Genomic DNA, 16,251 nt, shown 5'->3' on the forward strand with positions numbered 1-16,251 from the left:
CGCAGGCCAGCCTAGGGGCAGGGTGGGCCGCCAGGTCATCCGGGCCGCCTGCCGGGCGGGCTCGGGCGGGCTCTGGCGGCCTGGGCGGCGGGTGAGAAAACCGGGTGAGGTTCCGGGACCGCTCAGGCACAGTTGAACGAATGATGTCCGGTTTTGTTCCTGGTCTTGAGCTGAGCCGCGCCTACTACGCCGACGTGGTGGCGCCGCTTGTCGCCGATATCCCGCACAGTGCCGCCCTGATCGGTCCCGGCTCGGAGGTGCTGGCCTTCGACACCCAGCGCAGCGCCGACCACGACTGGGGTCCTCGGGTGCTGCTGTTCGTGCCGCCCGGCGCCGCGGCCGAGGCCGAGGCGGCGGTCGAGGCGGGGCTTCCCTCCTCTTTCTGCGGCTATCCGACTGTGTTCGCCCAGCACGGCCAGGTGCGTCATGGGGTGCGGGTGGCCGAGCTGGGTGGCTGGCTCAGCTCACGGCTGGGCTTCGACCCGCGTGGGCCGATCACGCCGCTGGACTGGCTGTCGGCGCCGTGGCAGGCGCTGGCCGAGGTGACGTGCGGGGAGGTCTTCCACGACGGGCTGGAGGAGTTGAACCGGGTGCGGGCGGCGCTGCGCTGGTATCCCGACGATCTGTGGCGGTACGTGCTGGCCTGCCAGTGGCAGCGCATCGGGCAGGAGGAGTCCTTCCCCGGCAGGTGCGCCGAGGTGGGCGACGAGCTCGGCTCGGCGACGCTGGGCGGGCGGCTGGTGAGGGAGGTGATGCGGCTGGCGCTGCTGCAACGACGACGCTATCCCCCTTACGCCAAGTGGCTCGGCAGCGCGCTGGCCCGCCTGCCGGGCGCCGCGGAGCTCGGCGAGGCCCTGGGGGCGGCGCTGGCCGCACGCACCTGGCGCGAGCGGGAGGCGGCTCTCAGCGCCGCCTACGAGCGGTTGGCCGCCGTGCACAACAGGATCGCGCTGACCGGCCCCGTTGAGACGTCGGTGCGGCCCTTCCATGACCGGCCCTTCCAGGTGATCGACGGCGGACGCCTGGCCGGGGCGCTGCTGGAGTCCATCGGCGACCCGCAGGTGCGGGCGCTCGCGCTGTGCGGCAGCGTCGACCAGATGTGCGACAGCGTCGAGATCCTCACCCACCCGGCTCGCGCCAGAGCGGTGACCGCCGCCGTGCTCACCCTTCAGCCGGCAGCCGCCTGAGCCGTTCGGCCAGCTGCCTCAGGTGCTCGCGCCAGGCCGAGGCGGCCAGCTCACGTCCTGCGGCGGAGGTTCCGCTGTGGGTCAGGACCAGGCGTGCGCCCTGCCCGGTGCCCTCGCCCAGTTCCCAGGCCACCGTCCCGTCGGGGGTGTAGTAGACGAGCCTGCGCTCGGGCTCGACCTCTCCGACGTTGCCCGCGGGGATGGGCCGGCAGGTGAAGCCGGCAGGGACCGGGCCGTCGGCGCGTACCTGCAGGCCCGCCGTCAGCTCCCGCCACACCAGTTCGGCGCTCCTGGTCAGCTGGCGTTCCAGGCGTACCGATCCGGGGCCGAACTCCGGCTCGTCGAGCCCGAACTCGTTGACGAACGCGTCGTGCAGTTCGGCGGTGTCCTCCGCCTCGGGGGCGGGCAGGCCGGCCAGTTCGGCGGCCAGGATCCGCAGGCAGGTGTGCCAGCCCGCGGCGAAGCTGGCCGCGCCCGCCCTGTCGTCGAAGGTGTGGGCCAGCGTCAGCGCCCCTGGGCGCACCTGCCAGCGCAGGTGGTCGCCCTCCCAGGTGTAGGCCAGCAGGCGGGGCGGCTCGAAGTCGGTGACCATCCCGATCATGGCGGGCTCGCCTGCGCCGAAGTCGAAGACCACCTTGCCGCCCGGCATGGGATCGTCGATGCGCAGGTCGGCGGGGAACCAGCGGGCCAGCACGGCGCGGTCGGTCAGGGCCCGCCACACCGCGTGCACGGGGTGCGGCAGCGGGCGTTCCATCCGCAGGACGCTGCGGCCCAGATCGCTGTCCAGGGACTGGATGTTCATACAGGGCCTATACCCGCAGCCGGCGGCGAGCAGCCTCGAACCGCTCGAGACCCGGCCCCGCGGGCAGGTGGGCAGGTTGGGCAGGTGGGGCAGGTGGTTCGCCGGCTGGAGGGGTTCAGCGCGACAGCAGCGGCAGCAGCACCTCGTCCACGATCTCCACGATCGCCTCGTCGGCGATCGGCACGCCGTGCGAGAGGAACTGGTGGCGCAGCATCGCCTGCCCCACCTCCAGCCGGCGCGGCGTCACCGCGGAGGCTTCGATCTCGCCCCGCTCGACGGCCCTGCGCGCCACCTCGCCCATCGCCTGCCTGCTGCTGCCGTGCGACAGGCGGCGCAGCTCGGCCATCCTGGAGGCGTCCGACAGCACCTCCGACAGCAGCCCGCGCAACGCCTCCCCCGCGGGCCCGGCCAGCAGCTCGGCCTGGCTGCGCAGCAGCGCCAGCAGGTCGCCGCGCAGGCTGCCGGTCTGCGCGGGGCAGGCAGGGTCGGGCATCGCGTGGTAGACGGCCTCCATCGCCAGCTCCATGCGGTTGGGCCAGCGCCGATACAGCGACGCCTTGCCCGTCCTGGCTCGTTCGGCGACCCGCTCCATGGTCATCCTGGCGTAGCCGACCTCGGCCAGCTCGGCCAGCACGGCCTCGAAGATGGCGGCGTTGAGCGCCTCGCCCCTGCGCCTGGGCTGCTTGCGGTGGTCGGTCACCATGCCTGGATCCTCACCATGCCTAGATCCTAGGAAGCGGGCGCGGGTCCGGTGACCCGTCCGGTGGAGCCGTCCACCGTCACCGGCTGGCCGGTGCGCAGCACGCCGGTGCCGACCGCGGTGCCCATCACGGCGGGGATGCCGTATTCGCGGGCCACGATCGCGGCGTGCGAGGCGGGGCCGCCGGTGTCGACGACCACCGCGGCCGCCCGCTGGAACAGCGGTGTCCACGACGGGTTGGTGTAGGGGCACACCAGCACCTCCCCGTCGGCCAGCGTGCCGAACTCGGCGGGCTGATTGATGACGCGCACCGGCCCTGCGGCGCGCCCGCCGCCGGCCGGTGTGCCGGTGAGCAGGGCGTCGCCGTCGTCACGTGCGGGGAAGACGGCGCGCGCGTCGATGAGCGGCACCCCTTCCAGCTCGGCTCTGCGTTGTGCGCGCCGGGCCACCAGCTCGCGCAGGCGCCGCCGGTCGCCCTGGCCCATCGCGGCCGGGTCGCCCGCCGCCTCCAGCTCCTCCATCCGCAGGTGGAAGACCTCTTCGGGGGCGTCGAGCACGCCGGCGTCGCGAAGGCGGCCGCCCATCTCCAGGACGGCGCGGCGCAGCACCGGCAGCGGCTTGGTGAAGAAGAAGTGGCTGTCCTCCCTGAAGGCGATGCCGTGCCTGGCCTGCTCCACCCAGCGCCGAACCCGGCGCGCCGCGCGCGGGTCGGCGCGCAGCAGCGGGTGCGCCAGCAGGCGGCCCATCGCCTGCTCGCAGCGGTCGGCGGGGGCGGCGGGCCGCCCGGCCAGCACCTTGATCGTGCCGAGCACCACCTCGGGCGCCTCGCCCCACGTGGGCGGCGTGAGCAGGATCGGGCTGATGGTCTCCCTGTGCCCGTACTCGTGTAGGAAGGCGGCCAGCTCGCCGTGGAAGGGGTCGTGTCCTTCGAAGGTGAGCTCGCCCGCCTCGACGGCCGCGGTCAGGCGTGGGTCCCGGCGTACCGTCGCTGCCAGCGCCTCCAGCGCGGCGTTGGCGTCGGCGGTGCGGGTGCGCGCTCCGGTGATCAGCTCGCCGAGCAGCGCGTTCTTGCCCAGCAGGCGCAGCACCAGGGCCAGCCGCGCCAGTGACAGCCCGGTGCGGGGCAGGTAGTCGATGCGGAGGGCGGCGATCGGCGCGAGCGAGCGCAACGCGCGGCGCGGCAGCCGTACCAGCTCCTGCCAGGTCATCGCGGCGACGTCGAGGGCCTGCAGGCGGGCCGTCTCGGCCATGAACGCGGCCAAGCGCGGGTCCTCGGTCCATCGGGCCGGATCGTGGCGGCGCGCCAGGCGCACCAGCTTGTGCGGCGTGGCCAGCACGGCGGGCGAGGGGCGGGGGCTGGGTGGCACCAGCCGCTCGACCACGCCGTCGACCTCGGGCAGGAACCCCTCGAAGGCTTTCCTGATGCCGAAGTGGCGCATGACCTCGCCCATCAGTCCTGCCGGGCCGTAGGGCAGCCAGGTGGACATGTCGATGGGGTAGGGCCGCACCGGCAGGTACTCCAGCAGGATGGAGCCGAGCCTGCGCTGCAGCCTGCCCAGCCGCAGCGGCGGAGGGGGCAGCGCGGTCATCGGTCTGGCCTGCAGCAGCGTGACGGCTCCTGCGGCGTAGGCCCATTCGATGTCCTGGGGGCGGCCGAAGTGGGCCTGCAGCGCTCTGCCGAGCGCCGCCAGCCGCCGCAGCGCCTGCGCGGGAAGCGTCCGCGGCGGCTGGGCCGCGTCGGGGGTGTGCCTGAGCAGGCCGCCGTCCGGCGCGGGGCTGATGACGATCTCGCGCCTGCCCGGCCGCTGCTGGAGGATGTGGCCGCGCGCGTCCAGGACGTAGTGGTCGGGGGTGACCAGCCCGGAGACCACCGCCTCACCCAGCCCGGCGCTGGCCTCGATGACGATCTGTTCGCGCGCCCCCGTCACCGGGTGGGCGGTGAACATCACCCCGGCCACCTCTGCCTGCGCCATGACCTGCACCACGACCGCGATGCGCACCCGGCTCGCCTCGACGCCGCCGGCCCCGTGGACGGCCCCGTGGACGGCAGCGCGGCGGGCGCGGTAGGCGATGGCGCGGGCGCTCCACAGCGAGGCCCAGCATCCTCGCACGGCCCGCAGCAGTTCCTGCTCGCCGACGACGTTGAGGTAGGTGTCCTGCTGTCCGGCGAAGGCCGCTTCTGGCAGGTCCTCGGCGGTGGCGCTGGAGCGGACGGCGACGGGGCCAGCGCCGAGCGCCGCGTAGGCCTCGAGGATGGCGCGGGTGAGGTCGTCGGGCATCTCGACGGTCTCGAAGGCGGCCCTGACTTTCGCGCTGAGGTCGTCGTCCTGGTGGTGGGGCGCGGCCAGGGCGGCGAGCGGAGCGCTGAGGCCGGGGTCGGCGGTCACGAGATCGTAGGCGTCGGTGGTGACGACGAAGGCGTCGGGGACGGGGAAGCCGGCCCTGAGCGCCTCTGCCAGGTTGGCGGCCTTGCCGCCGGCCACCGCCAGGCTGTGCCTGTCGAGCTCCTGCAACGCTGTCACGAAAGTCATGCGGGCTCCTTCACATGCGCGGTGGTTCGCAACGGGCGGGCGGGCAGGACGAGCGCCAGCGCGAACGCCACCCCGAGCAGCGGCGCCATCAGGGCGAGCACCAGCGGCATCGCCTCGGCGAGCGCCGCGCCCTGCGAGGGTGCGTCCTCCAGTCGCCAGGTGATCAGCGTGCCGGCCACCGCCACCCCGGCCGAGGCGCCGATCTGGCGCAGGAAGGTGACAGCGGAGGTCGCCGCGCCCAGGTCGGCGTAGCCGACGGCGTTCTGCGCGGCCAGCACCATCACCTGCATGACCAGCCCGACGCCGAGCCCTGTCACCGCCATCGCCGCGCTGAGCGCGGCCACGGCCGCGCCCGGCCTCACATCGCCGGTCGCGAGCCCTGCCGACAGCACGGCCAGCAGCGTCAGGCCGGCCGCCGCCATCGCGGTTCCCGCGATCGGGTAGGGCCGGTAGCGGCCGGTCCTGGTGATGAGGCGGCCCGAGACGACGGTGGTGGCCAGCACGCCGGCCATGAGCGCGGTCACCACCAGTCCGGCCTGCGCGGCGGCGGCGCCGAGGGCGATCTGCAGGAAGGAGGGCAGGTAGGTGAGGGTGCCGAACAGGGCGAAGCCGAGCAGGAAGCTGATGGCCACCGGGACGGAGAAGGCGCGGTCGCGAAACAGCCGCAGCGGCAGGACCGGGTCGGCGGCCCTGGTGGCGCAGACGAACCAGGCGGCGGCGCCGGCCAGGGCGAGCAGGAGCCAGGCGGGCTGGCGGGTCTGGCCGAGCAGGACGACGCCGATCACCGCGGCCGCCAGAGTGAGGGTTCCGGCGTAGTCGAGGGGCGGGCGCGAGGCGGGTGAGGGGCGCGGCAGGTGGAGGGTGAGGGTGAGCAGCACGAAGGCCAGCAGGCCGAGCGGCGGGTAGATGACGAAGATCCACCGCCAGCTCAGGTGGTCGACGAACAAGCCGCCGAGCAGGGGCCCGCCGACGGCCGCCACCACGTAGGCGGCGCCGATGAAGCCGAGGTAGCGGCCGCGTTCGCGGGGGCTGACGATCTCGCCGATGACGGCCTGCGCGCCGATCATGAGGCCGCCGCCGCCCACGCCCTGCAGCGCCCGGAAGGCCACCAGTTGCGGCATGGAGGCGGCCAGTGAGCACGACAGCGCTCCGGCCACGAACAGCCCGATCGCCGCCTGCATGACGGCTTTGCGGCCGAACCTGTCGCCGAGCCTGCCGTAGACGGGCATGACGACGGTGGCGGCGAGGAGGTAGGCGGTGACGACGGCGGGCATCTGCGCCAGGCCGCCGAGGTCGGCGGCGATGGCCGGCAGCGCGGGCGTCATGATCGTCTGGTCGAGCGCGCCGAGCAGCATGGCCACCAGCAGGCCCGGCAGGACGGCGGTGACCGATCCACGCACGACGCCCCCTTAGAAGACGGTTCGTTCTCTAAGGAGAGTACGCTTCACCTATTGGATACGCAACGTTCACTAAGATTCGAGCGCCGCACCCCTCCGGCAGGCGCGCCCACGCCCCGGCCGAAACCCCGGCCGAGGTCACACCCCTTCCTGCCGGTCGGCGTTGGCCTCGATCGCCTCACCCAGATAGGCCGCCAGGCCCGATGCCACCGACTCGAACGTCTCGGTGAAACGGGCGTCGCCGACGTACAACTCACCCAGGCAGCGATGGATGGCGGGCGTGCACGCGTAGAACCAGCGGCTGATGTGCTCGCGATGCCGTTCGGCCAGATCCATCGCCGCCTCGCCGCCCGCGGGAAGGCCCGCCTTCATCGCCGCCACCAGCTCCTCGGTGATCAGCGCCGCCTCATCGCGCAGCCGCACCCAGTCGTCCCTGGTGTAGGAGGCGACCCGGCGGCGGCTTTCTGCGTACTCCCGCGTGCCGCCCCAGCGCCGCTGCACCTCCGCCTCGTACCGCTCGGGACGGAAGCCGCCGAACACCTCGAAGCGCTCCTCGGGCGTGAGCGTGATGTTCATGGTCCGCGCCTCCATCGCGACCTCCACCGCCGCGGCCATGTCCCGCAGCCGGTCGATGCGCGCCATGAGCAGCTCGTGCTGGCGACGCAGATGCGTCATCTCGTCACTGCCGGGGTCGTCCAGGATCGCGGTGATCTCCTCCAGCCCGAACCCGAGCTCCCTGTAGAACAGCACCTGCTGCAGCCGCTCCAGGTCGGCGTCGGTGTAACGCCGGTAGCCCGCCTGGCTGCGCTCGGAGGGCGACAGCAGGCCGATCTCGTCGTAGTGGTGCAGCGTCCGCACCGTCACCCCTGCCAGCCGCGCCACCTGCCCCACCGTCAAACTCATCCCTCCAGCATGAACCCTCACCCACCGTGAGGGTCAACCGGATGGACTCTCCTGCGGAGGGAGAGCCCATCCTTGAGACATGGACCTCCTGCCAATCGGGCAGTTCGCCCGTCTCAGCAGGCTCAGCGTGAAACAGCTGCGCCACTACGCCGACCTGGGCCTGCTGCCGCCCGCCCACGTCGACGACGACACCGGCTACCGCTACTACCACCCCTCCCAGGCCCGCCAGGCCATGTCGATCGGGTTGCTGCGGTCACTGGACGTGCCGCTCGCGGTCATCGCGCAGGTCCTGTCGGGTACGGCCGGCGCGCTCGGCCAGGTCCGCGACGACCTGGACAGCGAACTGCGCCGCCGCCGACGCACCCTGGCAGCCCTGGAGAAGGTCATGGCCGACGGGCTGCCGTCGGCCCAGGTCCGCATGGTCGAGGAGAGCGCCCGCCTGGTGGCGGTGACGAGGGAACAGGCCGCCGACGACCTTGACGTGGCCCGCGCCACCTCCGCGTGCGTGGCCAGGCTCCTGGCCGCCCGTTCCCAGCAGGCCCATCTCCAGCAGACCGCGCCCCGCCTGATCGGACTGTTCCCCGTCGACCTGAACGAACCCGTCACCGTCGAGGTGGCCCTGGAAAGCGACGCGCCCCTCACCGGCGCCACCAGCCGCCTCCTGCCGGGAGGCCGCTTCGCCCAGGCCACCCACATCGGCCCCTACGACCAGATCTCCCTGACCGCGCACGCCCTGCTGTCGTGGTGCGCCGAACGCAACCACCCCGTGCACGGCCCGATCAGGGAGGTCTACGCCAGCGATCCTGCCACCACCCCCGCAGACCAGCTCATCACCCATCTGCAGATCCCCCTGGAGGAAGACCAGTGATCACCACCTACGGGCCCGTCACCGCGCTGACCGTCTCAGGACTCGGCGAGCCCGGCGGCAGCGAGCACGCCTCGGCCATCACCGCGCTCTACACCGTCGCCGCCGCCATGAACGTCCCCTTCGGCCCGCTGGAGGGCCGCTGGTGGGTGGAGGAGGAGCGGCCCGCGCTTCAGGTGCCGCGCGAGCAGTGGCGCTGGCACCTGCACCTGCCGCTGCCCGCCGCACCGGCCGACGGGCAGATGGAGCGCGCCAGGGAGGCGGTGCGCTCCTCGGGCGCCGCCGTCGACCGGGTGCAGGTCGTCACCTTCACCGAGGGCGAGTGCGTCGAAGCGCTGCACGAGGGCCCCTACAGCGACGAGCACCTCACGCTGGCGGCGATGCAGGACTACATGGACGCCCACGATCTGGTGGCCAACGGCCTCCACCACGAGGTGTACCTGTCGGACCTGGGCGAGAGCGACCCCGCCAAGATGCGCACCGTGCTGCGCCAGCCGGTCAGGAGCGCGGCGACCGCCCAGTGATCGACCCGGCCGCGTGGCGGGCGGGCCCCGGTAGAGGAGACGGCCGCCATGCCCTCCACCGGCGCCCACCCCGGGTTCAGAAGCGCTCGGCGAACAGCCGCGCGACAAGCTCGCCCCGGCTGGAGACACCCGCCTTGCCGAAGACAGCCTTGAGGTAGCCGCGGACGGTGTGCGGAGACAGGAACAACGCCGCGGCGATCTCGGCGGTGGGCAGCCCCCGAGCGACCAGATGGGCGATCTCCAGCTCTCGCGGTGACAGACCGTAGGCCTGGGCCACGATGAGCGCCACGTCGGCCCGAGCCGTGGGCTCGATGACGAGCGCCACCGGACCCGGCCTGCCACCGGGGCCGCTGAGACATGAGGCGTGGCAGGTCAGCAACTGACCGTCGACGGTGCGGATACGGACCCTGGCGCTGCCCCGATCGCGGCCCCCCCGCGATCGCCCTGGCCTGCAGAGCCGCGCCCACCACCCAGATGGGCAGCCGCAACCCCAGCGCCGAAGGGACGGAAGGGCCGTCCGGCAGCAGCGCCAAATGGCCGCGCGCCTCCTCGTTGATGGACGTGGCCTCGCCGTGCTCGTCGAACAGCAGCAGCCCCGGCGCGGGCGCGCGGGATGCGCCGCCCGACCCGGAGGGACGAGCGAACCGGCGCAGCCGCTCGGCCAGCGGCCCGGACAGAGCGGCGAGCAACGCGATCTCCTCCTGCCCGAACGCCGAGCCAGGCCGCATGCGAAAGAGGCTGACCACACCCCACGGCCGCTCGCCGATCCGCAGCACGGCGCGCAACTCGTCATCGACACCCTGGACCCCGAGCAGGCGGCGAAAGCGTGCGCTACGCGAGGGCAGATCGCCGGTGGCCGCGCGCAGACCGGCCGCAGGGACGGCGGCGCGGGCCAGATCCCTGAAAGCGAGCACGTTCTCCTCCAGAAGCTCGCTCTCCCAGTAGGCGGCACAGCCTTCACCTGAGCCGAGGTTGTTGACCAGCATGGGCGCGGTGACCAGGCCGCTTTCGGGGTCGGTGGCCGTCCACACGGCCGCGTCGTAGGGCACGAGCCGCCGCAGCCTGTCGCAGACGCGGCTGAACAGCTCCAGCGCGTCACCGGCGCGCTCGGCGGCCGACATCACCTCGGCCTGACGGAGCCGATCGCTCATCGAGCCTCCTACCTGTGGTCAGGACCCCCGGTGAGCCTGCCCCATGTTCCGCTCGAGGCCAACCCCTCGTTTGAGGGGGATCGACGCCCGCCGGTCACCCGCCCGAGGGGATGGAGAGCGGCTCCGGCTGCCGTGATGCTTCGAGGCCCAGGACACGCCACGAAGGGAAAGACATGGACATCGCGATAGTCGGAGCGGGCGCGGCCACGGTCGCGCTGCTGGACACACTGGCCGCCACCGCCGCACGGCCCGGTGGCCTCACCGTGTTCGAGCCGTCGACGCACCTGTGGCGAGGCCGCCCGTACGGCCCCGACCTGGACACGGTGCTGGTCAACGCCCCACCCGCCCTCATGTCGATCCGTCACCAGGACAGGGGGCACTACGCGACCTGGCTGGGCGAGCGCGCTCCCGCCCACCTCGACGGCTTGCTCGGACAGCCGCTCGTTCCCCGCGCGCTCTACGGCCACTACCTGCAGCACACCGCCGAGACGGCACTGGCCACCCTGCGCGAGCGCGGCTGGCACGTACGCGTGCACGCCGCCCGCGTCACCGCGATGGCCGCCTCCGCAGACCGGCTGAGGTTGCGCACCGAGGACGGGCACGTGCACCAAGCCGACCACGTGGCGCTGTGCGTGGGCGCGGGAACACCCCACGACCACTACGGCCTCGGCGCGGCCCCCGGCTTCGTGGCCGATCCGTACCCGCTGGCCCGAACACTGGAACAGGTCACGGCCGAGAGCAGCGTGGCGGTCATCGGCAGCGGCCTGACCGCGGTCGACGTCGTCGTCTCGCTCGCCGCGCGCGGGCACACCGGGCCGATCAAGCTGGTCTCGCGCAGCGGCCTGCTGCCGCACGTCTGGCAGCGCCCCCTCGATCACCGGCCACGGCACCTGACCGCCGAACGCGTGACGGCGCTGCACCGCGAGAACGGCGCCGTCACCCTGGACGACCTCATCCAGTTGCTGCGCGCCGAACTGGATGCGGCGGGGGAGGACTTCGACGACTTCGCGGCCGACCTGCTGGCGGCCACAACCGAGGAGCCAGGCCGGCGGCTGCGACGCCAGCTGGCCGCCGTCGACGATCCCGCGATCGGCCGTCGCGTCCTGCAGGAGACGGCACACGCCCTCGGCCCCTACGCCTGGCGGCTGCTGCCCGAGCCCGACCGCGGGCGACTGCGGCGTCACTTCCGGCTGGCCACCAGCCTCGCCTCGCCCATGGTGCCGGTCAACGCGCGCGTCCTGAGGGAGCTGCTGGAGCGCGGGCAGCTCACCGTGGCCGCGGGCATCCGCGAGATCGAAGCCGCGCACGGGCGCTTCCGGCTGCGCTGCGACGACGGAACACAGAGCGCGGACGTCGTCGTCAATGCCGTGAACCCCTCCCCGCAGGCCGTGCCGCAGGCGGCCGCGCCGCTGGTCGCCTCCCTGCTGGCCGAAAAGCTGGCGGGGCCGCATCCGGCCGGTGGACTGGTCCCGGCCGATCCACGCCTGCACGTGGTAGGCGACCTCGCAGGCGGCGGCCCGTTCATCACCTCCGGCATCCTGGGCGTCGCCGCCCAAGCCGCCCGGGCCGCCCAGGCGACGCTCACGGCGCAAGCCGGCTGACCATCCCCGCCGCCCCGCCGCCCCGTCGTCCCCGCCGCGCAGGCCGAGCGCGCAGCGCGGGTACGGCGGACGGCGCACAGACTCTCCGGCCGGCCGCGCGAGACGGCAGGCCCAGGACGTGCGGCCCCGGCGCGGCGCGGCGCGGCCAGGAGGCCGGTGGCTGCCCGACGGCCGGAAGCCGTCGCGGCCCTCGCCGGCGTCGGGGCGGCGTTGCCTGGCCGACTTCGGTGCCGCTAGGGTGCTCGGTGTGACTGCCGGGTCGGCCTGTTTGGGCCAAGAGCGAGTGAGGGTCCCGGCCACGGCGTGAGCGCCGGGCGGGCCAGAGGTCCGCCTTTGCTGTCTGCTCCGCCCGTGGGCCACCCTTCCGCGCCGACGCGCGACATCCCCCTCTTGGCGGCGCCGCCGTACACCACCCGCCGGGTCAGCCCCGCCGGGCGGCATGGCGCGCCGTCCCCTCACCGCCGCACCACGGTCCTGCCGTGGTGACGTCGTCATGCTCACCACACCCGAAGAAGAAAGCAGAGAATGCCGAACGAGTTCAACCAGCAGGTCATCGAGGAGTTCCGGGCCAACGAAGGGCGGGTCGGCGGATACTTCGAAGGAGCCAGACTGCTCCTGCTGACCACCACGGGAGCGCGCTCGGGCCGCCCGCACACCACCCCCCTCGGATACCTGCCCGACGGCGACCGCGTCCTGGTCATCGGCTCGGCCGGAGGCGCGGCCCAGCACCCGGCCTGGTTCCACAACGTCGTGGCCAACCCGCGCGTCCAGGTCGAGACCGGCGTCTTCACCTACGACGCGCACGCCGCCGTCCTGGAGGGAGAAGAGCGCGACCGCCTGTTCGCCCGCGCGGTCGAGGCCGACCCTGGATGGGCCGACTACCAGGCCAAGACCACCCGCGTCCTCCCGGTCGTGGCGCTGAAGGAGATCCCGAGCGGGCCGCCCAACATCAAGGCCGACTCCTTCGGCCAGGCGCTCAGGCTCATCCACAACACCTTCAGGCGGGAGCTGGCCCTGATCCGCAAGGAGATCACCGAGTCGGGCGCCGGGCTGGGCGCCCAGCTGCGGGTGAACTGCCTGACCCTCTGCCAGGGACTGCACGTCCACCACACCCACGAGGACCAGGGAATGTTCCCCGCCCTGGCCGCCCGCCATCCCGAGCTCGCCCCGACCATCGAGCGGCTGGGGGAGGAGCACCACACCGTCGCCGCGCTGATCGAGGAACTGCAGCAGGTCATCTCCACCGCCGACGCCGATCCCGCCTCGGTGCTGGCCGAGGTCGACCGGCTCATCGACGCGCTGGAGAGCCACCTGACCTACGAGGAGGAGCAGCTGATCCCCATTCTCGACGCGTAAGCGAGTGTCCGGGGCGCGTGGGCGCGTGATCACGCGGCGGAGGGCCTGACAGGGCAGTGCGCCCAGGGGGAGTGCGCCCGGGGGAGTGCGGGGGTACGGCGGGCGAGCAGCGCCGCCCTGGCCGCAGCGCCTCCTCAGCGCCTGCCTGGGCTTCCTCCGAGCGCCCGCCGCCCCGGGTTCATGGAGCATCCTGGTGCGCAGGGCGGCGGCCCCGAAGGGCAGGGCCGGTTCTCCGCGACGCTCCACATGACGAGGGTGGAACCGAGGCGCTGGACACCGGGCAGGGCGGCCAGCTCGTTGTCGGTCTCGATCTCCACCACGGCGATAACTATACCGGTATTTCTATACCGCTTGATAGGGTGAGCCCATGGTGCGACCCCCTTTGACCCCAGACGAGCGCGAGCGCGGCGAACGGCTCGGCCACCTCCTCCGGCAGGCGCGCGGCGAACGCAGCATCGTGGAGGTGGCCGCCGCGGCGGGGATGTCCGCCGAAACGCTCCGCAAGATCGAGACGGGCCGCATCCCCACGCCCGCCTTCTTCACCATCGCAGCCCTGGCCGAGGTGCTCGACGTCTCCCTCGACCAGATCGCGCTCCACCTGACGCCCGCCGTACGAACCTAACACCGGCCGCCCGCGCCGACTGAAGTGCCTCATCTGTGGCAGGGGACAGGTGGGCAAGCCGGCGAAAGGGGCGACCATGGGGCCACTGACAGGCAGAACCGCGCTGGTGACGGGCGGCTCACGCGGCATCGGAAGGGCCATCGTGCAACGCCTGGCCGCCGACGGCGCCTCGGTCGTCTTCACCTACGCCTCGGCGGAGGCCGCCGCCCGGCGCGTGGCCGCCGAGATCGACCTCGAGGTCGGCGCCCTGCGCGGCTCGGCCGACGGCGGCGCCTGGCCCGTACGGCTCGACCTGACCGACCTCGACGACATCCAGCGACTGTTCGCCACCGCCTTCACCACCGCCCACGAGCGCTTCCCCGAACCCGGCCTCGACATCCTGGTCAACAACGCCGCCATCGCCGCCGACCGCCCCATCTCCGAGGTCACCGAGGCCGACTACGACCACGCCATGGCCGTCAACGCCAAAGGCGTCTTCTTCACCATCCAGCACGCCCTGCCCCACCTGCGAGACGGCGGCAGGATCATCAACCTGTCGACCGTCAGCACCACCTGGCCCAGCCCGGGCGAGGCCCTCTACACCGCGAGCAAGGCCGCCGTCGAGCAGTTCAGCAGGGTCGCGGCCAAGGAACTGGCAGGACGCGGCATCACCGTCAACACCATCTCACCCGGCCCCACCGACACCGACCTGCTGCGTGAGGCGACCACCGAACAGCAACGCCAGGCCGTGGCCACCATGACCCCCCTGGGCAGGCTCGGCACCCCCGCCGACGTCGCGGCCGTCGTCGCCTTCCTCGCAGGACCCGACAGCGGCTGGGTGACAGGCCAGAACATCCACGTCGACGGCGGGCTCATCTGAGCGCTCCCGGCCGCTACTGCGGCGACAACGCCAACCGCAGCCCGAAGGCGACCAGCACCGTGCCCGTCACCCTGTCGATCACCCTGCGCGCCACCGGCCGCTCCAGCCACGATCTCGCCGCCCCCGCCCCGAAGATCAGCAACGTGAACCAGGCCAGGCCCTCCACGTTGTGCACCAGCGCCAGCAGCAACCCGCCCACCAACGGCGGCGCCTCCTGCGGCAGGAACTGCGGCAGCAACGCCACGTAGAACACGCCGATCTTGGGATTGAGCAGGTTCGTCAGCGCGCCCCTGCCCCACGCCGAGACCAGCCCGCCACCCTCCCGTACGGCAGGCTCGGCCACCCCCTGCGCCGGCCGCCGGGCCTTCACGATCATCGACACCCCGAACCACACCAGGTAGGCCGCACCCGCGTAACGCAACGCGGTGAAGGCCACCTGCGAAGCGGTCAGCAACGCCGACAACCCCGCCGCCGCGGCCGCCCCCCACACCAGCACCCCGGTGTTGACCCCCAGCGCCGTCGCGAAAGCCACCCGCCTGCCCCGAGTCAACGCCGCCCGCAGCACCAGCGCCGTGTCGAGCCCAGGCACGATCGTGACCAACCCCGCAACCACCGCGAACGACCACAAAGCCGAAGTCATGCCTTCCATCATCGCCGATCAGGAGGCTTCAGCAACGGATGGGAGCGCATCGCCACCTCCAGCTCACCGGGCAGCTCATCGCGATAACGCCCCAACGTCGCCAGATCACTGTGCCCCAGCACCCGCCGCACCGCGTCCATGTCCACCGCGTCGGCCAGCAGATGCGTCGCCGTCGTATGCCGCAGACCATGCGGCGTCACCGAACGCCGCTGCGAAGGATCGACCTGCCGCTGCACCCTGTCGATCACCGCCTGCACATCACCGCGCGCCAGCCGCCGCCCCCGCCACGACAACAGCAACGCCTTGTCGGCCGTCTCCGGACGCCCCCCGGCCAGATACGCCTCCAACGCCTGCGCCACCACCCCCGGCAACGGCACATCACGCGTCTTGCCGCCCTTGCCGAAGATCCGCCAGTAACGCACCCCGTCGTTGGTGTAGAAATCCTCCACATTGGCCCGCACCAGCTCCGACACCCGCGGACCCACCGTCGACAACAACAACACGATCAACGCGTCACGCGACTCCGTACGCTGATCACTACGCGGCCTGCGCCGCCCCTTCGCCACCGGCGCCGCAACCGCAGGCTCGGCGCCCAACTGCCTGGCCGCGCCGATCAGCCCCTGCGCCTGCTCCCGCGTCAGCGCCCGCCGCTCGGCCCGCAGCCCGCCCCGCTCCCTGGCCGTCACCGTCGCCATCGCCATCGGATTGATCTGCACCCAGCCCGCCAGCGTCGCATGCTTGAACAGCGCCGAGATCGACCGCCTGAACCGCGCCTGCGAAGAGGCGCTCTGCAACCCGCCCGTCGGCTCGGCCCTGCGCCCGTCAGGCTTACGCGCGAACGCCAGCAAAATCGCATCCACGTCCTCGCCCGTCAGATCGTCGAGCACCGCCTCCTCACCTGCCAGCGCCACCAACGTCGCCACATCCCGCGCGTAGACCTCCGCCGTCGACATCGACAACGCCCCCGTCAACGTCTTGGCACGCACCAACTCCACATAACGGTCAGCCGCCTCCCGCACCGTCAGCCTGTTGAGCTCCGCAGGCCGCATGCCCCTCCTCGCCTAGAACATCAGCGCAAAGACCGTACCGAGCGGCACCGACAAAAACGTGAGG

Annotated in this window: 17 protein-coding genes; 8 read left to right on the plus strand and 9 right to left on the minus strand. The window is 72.7% G+C overall.

What is annotated here, in order from left to right; all coding sequences use genetic code 11:
• Positions 1-140 precede the first annotated feature (140 nt).
• Entirely contained in the window at positions 141-1,187 is a 1,047-nt protein-coding gene (locus tag ABFX55_RS03745) for a DUF4037 domain-containing protein (protein WP_346117623.1), read from the plus strand.
• Here the strand turns inward: ABFX55_RS03745 and ABFX55_RS03750 are convergent.
• From ABFX55_RS03750 to ABFX55_RS03770, 5 genes are all read right to left on the minus strand, one after another.
• Positions 1,162-1,989 carry an SRPBCC family protein gene (locus ABFX55_RS03750; protein WP_346117625.1) on the minus strand — a complete coding sequence of 276 codons (828 nt, stop codon included), beginning with the start codon at positions 1,987-1,989 and terminating at the stop codon, positions 1,162-1,164. The genes ABFX55_RS03745 and ABFX55_RS03750 overlap by 26 nt on opposite strands.
• Positions 1,990-2,104: 115 nt before the next feature.
• On the minus strand, positions 2,105-2,692 hold the full coding sequence (locus tag ABFX55_RS03755) for a TetR/AcrR family transcriptional regulator (protein WP_346117627.1): 588 nt from the start codon (positions 2,690-2,692) through the stop codon (positions 2,105-2,107).
• 26 nt (positions 2,693-2,718) lie between these two features.
• On the minus strand, positions 2,719-5,220 hold the full coding sequence (locus ABFX55_RS03760; protein WP_346117629.1) for a PEP/pyruvate-binding domain-containing protein: 2,502 nt from the start codon (positions 5,218-5,220) through the stop codon (positions 2,719-2,721).
• Positions 5,217-6,620, minus strand: a complete 1,404-nt coding sequence (locus ABFX55_RS03765) for an MFS transporter (RefSeq protein ID WP_346117631.1) — start codon at positions 6,618-6,620, stop codon at positions 5,217-5,219. The genes ABFX55_RS03760 and ABFX55_RS03765 overlap by 4 nt, the downstream gene beginning before the upstream one ends.
• A 135-nt stretch (positions 6,621-6,755) precedes the next feature.
• The gene (locus ABFX55_RS03770) at positions 6,756-7,520 is read right to left on the minus strand and encodes a MerR family transcriptional regulator (protein ID WP_346117632.1); all 765 of its coding nucleotides are present in this window, start codon (positions 7,518-7,520) and stop codon (positions 6,756-6,758) included.
• Between the two features lie 79 nt (positions 7,521-7,599).
• Between ABFX55_RS03770 and ABFX55_RS03775 the strand changes: the two genes are divergently transcribed.
• Both ABFX55_RS03775 and ABFX55_RS03780 read left to right on the plus strand, forming a co-directional pair.
• Positions 7,600-8,388: a MerR family transcriptional regulator gene (locus tag ABFX55_RS03775; protein ID WP_346117634.1), complete on the plus strand. Its 789-nt coding sequence runs from the start codon at positions 7,600-7,602 to the stop codon at positions 8,386-8,388.
• Positions 8,385-8,909 carry a GyrI-like domain-containing protein gene (locus ABFX55_RS03780; RefSeq protein ID WP_346117636.1) on the plus strand — a complete coding sequence of 175 codons (525 nt, stop codon included), beginning with the start codon at positions 8,385-8,387 and terminating at the stop codon, positions 8,907-8,909. The genes ABFX55_RS03775 and ABFX55_RS03780 overlap by 4 nt, the downstream gene beginning before the upstream one ends.
• 76 nt (positions 8,910-8,985) lie before the next feature.
• Here ABFX55_RS03780 and ABFX55_RS03785 read toward each other — a convergent pair whose 3' ends face one another.
• Positions 8,986-9,234: a response regulator transcription factor gene (locus ABFX55_RS03785; RefSeq protein WP_346117638.1), complete on the minus strand. Its 249-nt coding sequence runs from the start codon at positions 9,232-9,234 to the stop codon at positions 8,986-8,988.
• A gap of 208 nt (positions 9,235-9,442) precedes the next feature.
• Here ABFX55_RS03785 and ABFX55_RS03790 point away from each other — a divergent pair, with 208 nt between their 5' ends.
• The 3 genes from ABFX55_RS03790 to ABFX55_RS03800 all read left to right on the plus strand — a co-directional run bounded on the left by ABFX55_RS03790 (position 9,443) and on the right by ABFX55_RS03800 (position 13,017).
• Positions 9,443-9,874 (plus strand): hypothetical protein, encoded by a 432-nt coding sequence (locus tag ABFX55_RS03790; RefSeq protein WP_346117639.1) that lies wholly within the window; start codon positions 9,443-9,445, stop codon positions 9,872-9,874.
• A gap of 359 nt (positions 9,875-10,233) precedes the next feature.
• Entirely contained in the window at positions 10,234-11,661 is a 1,428-nt protein-coding gene (locus ABFX55_RS03795) for an FAD/NAD(P)-binding protein (protein WP_346117641.1), read from the plus strand.
• Between the two features lie 525 nt (positions 11,662-12,186).
• Complete coding sequence (locus ABFX55_RS03800; protein ID WP_346117643.1) at positions 12,187-13,017, plus strand: nitroreductase/quinone reductase family protein; 831 nt, start codon at positions 12,187-12,189, stop codon at positions 13,015-13,017.
• Between the two features lie 134 nt (positions 13,018-13,151).
• Here the strand turns inward: ABFX55_RS03800 and ABFX55_RS03805 are convergent, their stop codons facing one another.
• Positions 13,152-13,337: a hypothetical protein gene (locus ABFX55_RS03805; RefSeq protein ID WP_346117645.1), complete on the minus strand. Its 186-nt coding sequence runs from the start codon at positions 13,335-13,337 to the stop codon at positions 13,152-13,154.
• A gap of 47 nt (positions 13,338-13,384) precedes the next feature.
• Between ABFX55_RS03805 and ABFX55_RS03810 the strand changes: the two genes are divergently transcribed.
• Together ABFX55_RS03810 and ABFX55_RS03815 are read left to right on the plus strand one after the other, a co-directional pair.
• A complete protein-coding gene (locus ABFX55_RS03810) occupies positions 13,385-13,639 on the plus strand; it encodes a helix-turn-helix domain-containing protein (RefSeq protein WP_183643691.1) in 255 nt (84 codons plus the stop codon).
• Between the two features lie 76 nt (positions 13,640-13,715).
• Entirely contained in the window at positions 13,716-14,498 is a 783-nt protein-coding gene (locus tag ABFX55_RS03815) for an SDR family NAD(P)-dependent oxidoreductase (RefSeq protein ID WP_346117647.1), read from the plus strand.
• Positions 14,499-14,511: 13 nt separating this feature from the next.
• Here ABFX55_RS03815 and ABFX55_RS03820 read toward each other — a convergent pair whose 3' ends face one another.
• Entirely contained in the window at positions 14,512-15,138 is a 627-nt protein-coding gene (locus ABFX55_RS03820) for a LysE family translocator (RefSeq protein ID WP_346117649.1), read from the minus strand.
• Between the two features lie 8 nt (positions 15,139-15,146).
• Entirely contained in the window at positions 15,147-16,187 is a 1,041-nt protein-coding gene (locus ABFX55_RS03825; protein ID WP_346117650.1) for a tyrosine-type recombinase/integrase, read from the minus strand.
• Positions 16,188-16,251: the final 64 nt, after the last annotated feature.

Origin of the sequence: Nonomuraea roseola, from assembly GCF_039535395.1 — a bacterium.
Taxonomy (GTDB): Bacteria; Actinomycetota; Actinomycetes; order Streptosporangiales; family Streptosporangiaceae; genus Nonomuraea; species Nonomuraea roseola.

What these genes read in the sequence shown, in the direction of transcription:
- ABFX55_RS03745 (WP_346117623.1), top strand. Translation starts at nt 141, where the DNA reads ATGATGTCCGGTTTTGTTCCTGGTCTTGAGCTGAGCCGCGCCTACTAC.
- ABFX55_RS03750 (WP_346117625.1), bottom strand. Translation starts at nt 1,989, where the DNA reads ATGAACATCCAGTCCCTGGACAGCGATCTGGGCCGCAGCGTCCTGCGG.
- ABFX55_RS03755 (WP_346117627.1), bottom strand. Translation starts at nt 2,692, where the DNA reads ATGGTGACCGACCACCGCAAGCAGCCCAGGCGCAGGGGCGAGGCGCTC.
- ABFX55_RS03760 (WP_346117629.1), bottom strand. Translation starts at nt 5,220, where the DNA reads ATGACTTTCGTGACAGCGTTGCAGGAGCTCGACAGGCACAGCCTGGCG.
- ABFX55_RS03770 (WP_346117632.1), bottom strand. Translation starts at nt 7,520, where the DNA reads ATGAGTTTGACGGTGGGGCAGGTGGCGCGGCTGGCAGGGGTGACGGTG.
- ABFX55_RS03775 (WP_346117634.1), top strand. Translation starts at nt 7,600, where the DNA reads ATGGACCTCCTGCCAATCGGGCAGTTCGCCCGTCTCAGCAGGCTCAGC.
- ABFX55_RS03790 (WP_346117639.1), top strand. Translation starts at nt 9,443, where the DNA reads ATGGCCGCGCGCCTCCTCGTTGATGGACGTGGCCTCGCCGTGCTCGTC.
- ABFX55_RS03795 (WP_346117641.1), top strand. Translation starts at nt 10,234, where the DNA reads ATGGACATCGCGATAGTCGGAGCGGGCGCGGCCACGGTCGCGCTGCTG.
- ABFX55_RS03800 (WP_346117643.1), top strand. Translation starts at nt 12,187, where the DNA reads ATGCCGAACGAGTTCAACCAGCAGGTCATCGAGGAGTTCCGGGCCAAC.
- ABFX55_RS03810 (WP_183643691.1), top strand. Translation starts at nt 13,385, where the DNA reads ATGGTGCGACCCCCTTTGACCCCAGACGAGCGCGAGCGCGGCGAACGG.
- ABFX55_RS03815 (WP_346117647.1), top strand. Translation starts at nt 13,716, where the DNA reads ATGGGGCCACTGACAGGCAGAACCGCGCTGGTGACGGGCGGCTCACGC.
- ABFX55_RS03820 (WP_346117649.1), bottom strand. Translation starts at nt 15,138, where the DNA reads ATGACTTCGGCTTTGTGGTCGTTCGCGGTGGTTGCGGGGTTGGTCACG.
- ABFX55_RS03825 (WP_346117650.1), bottom strand. Translation starts at nt 16,187, where the DNA reads ATGCGGCCTGCGGAGCTCAACAGGCTGACGGTGCGGGAGGCGGCTGAC.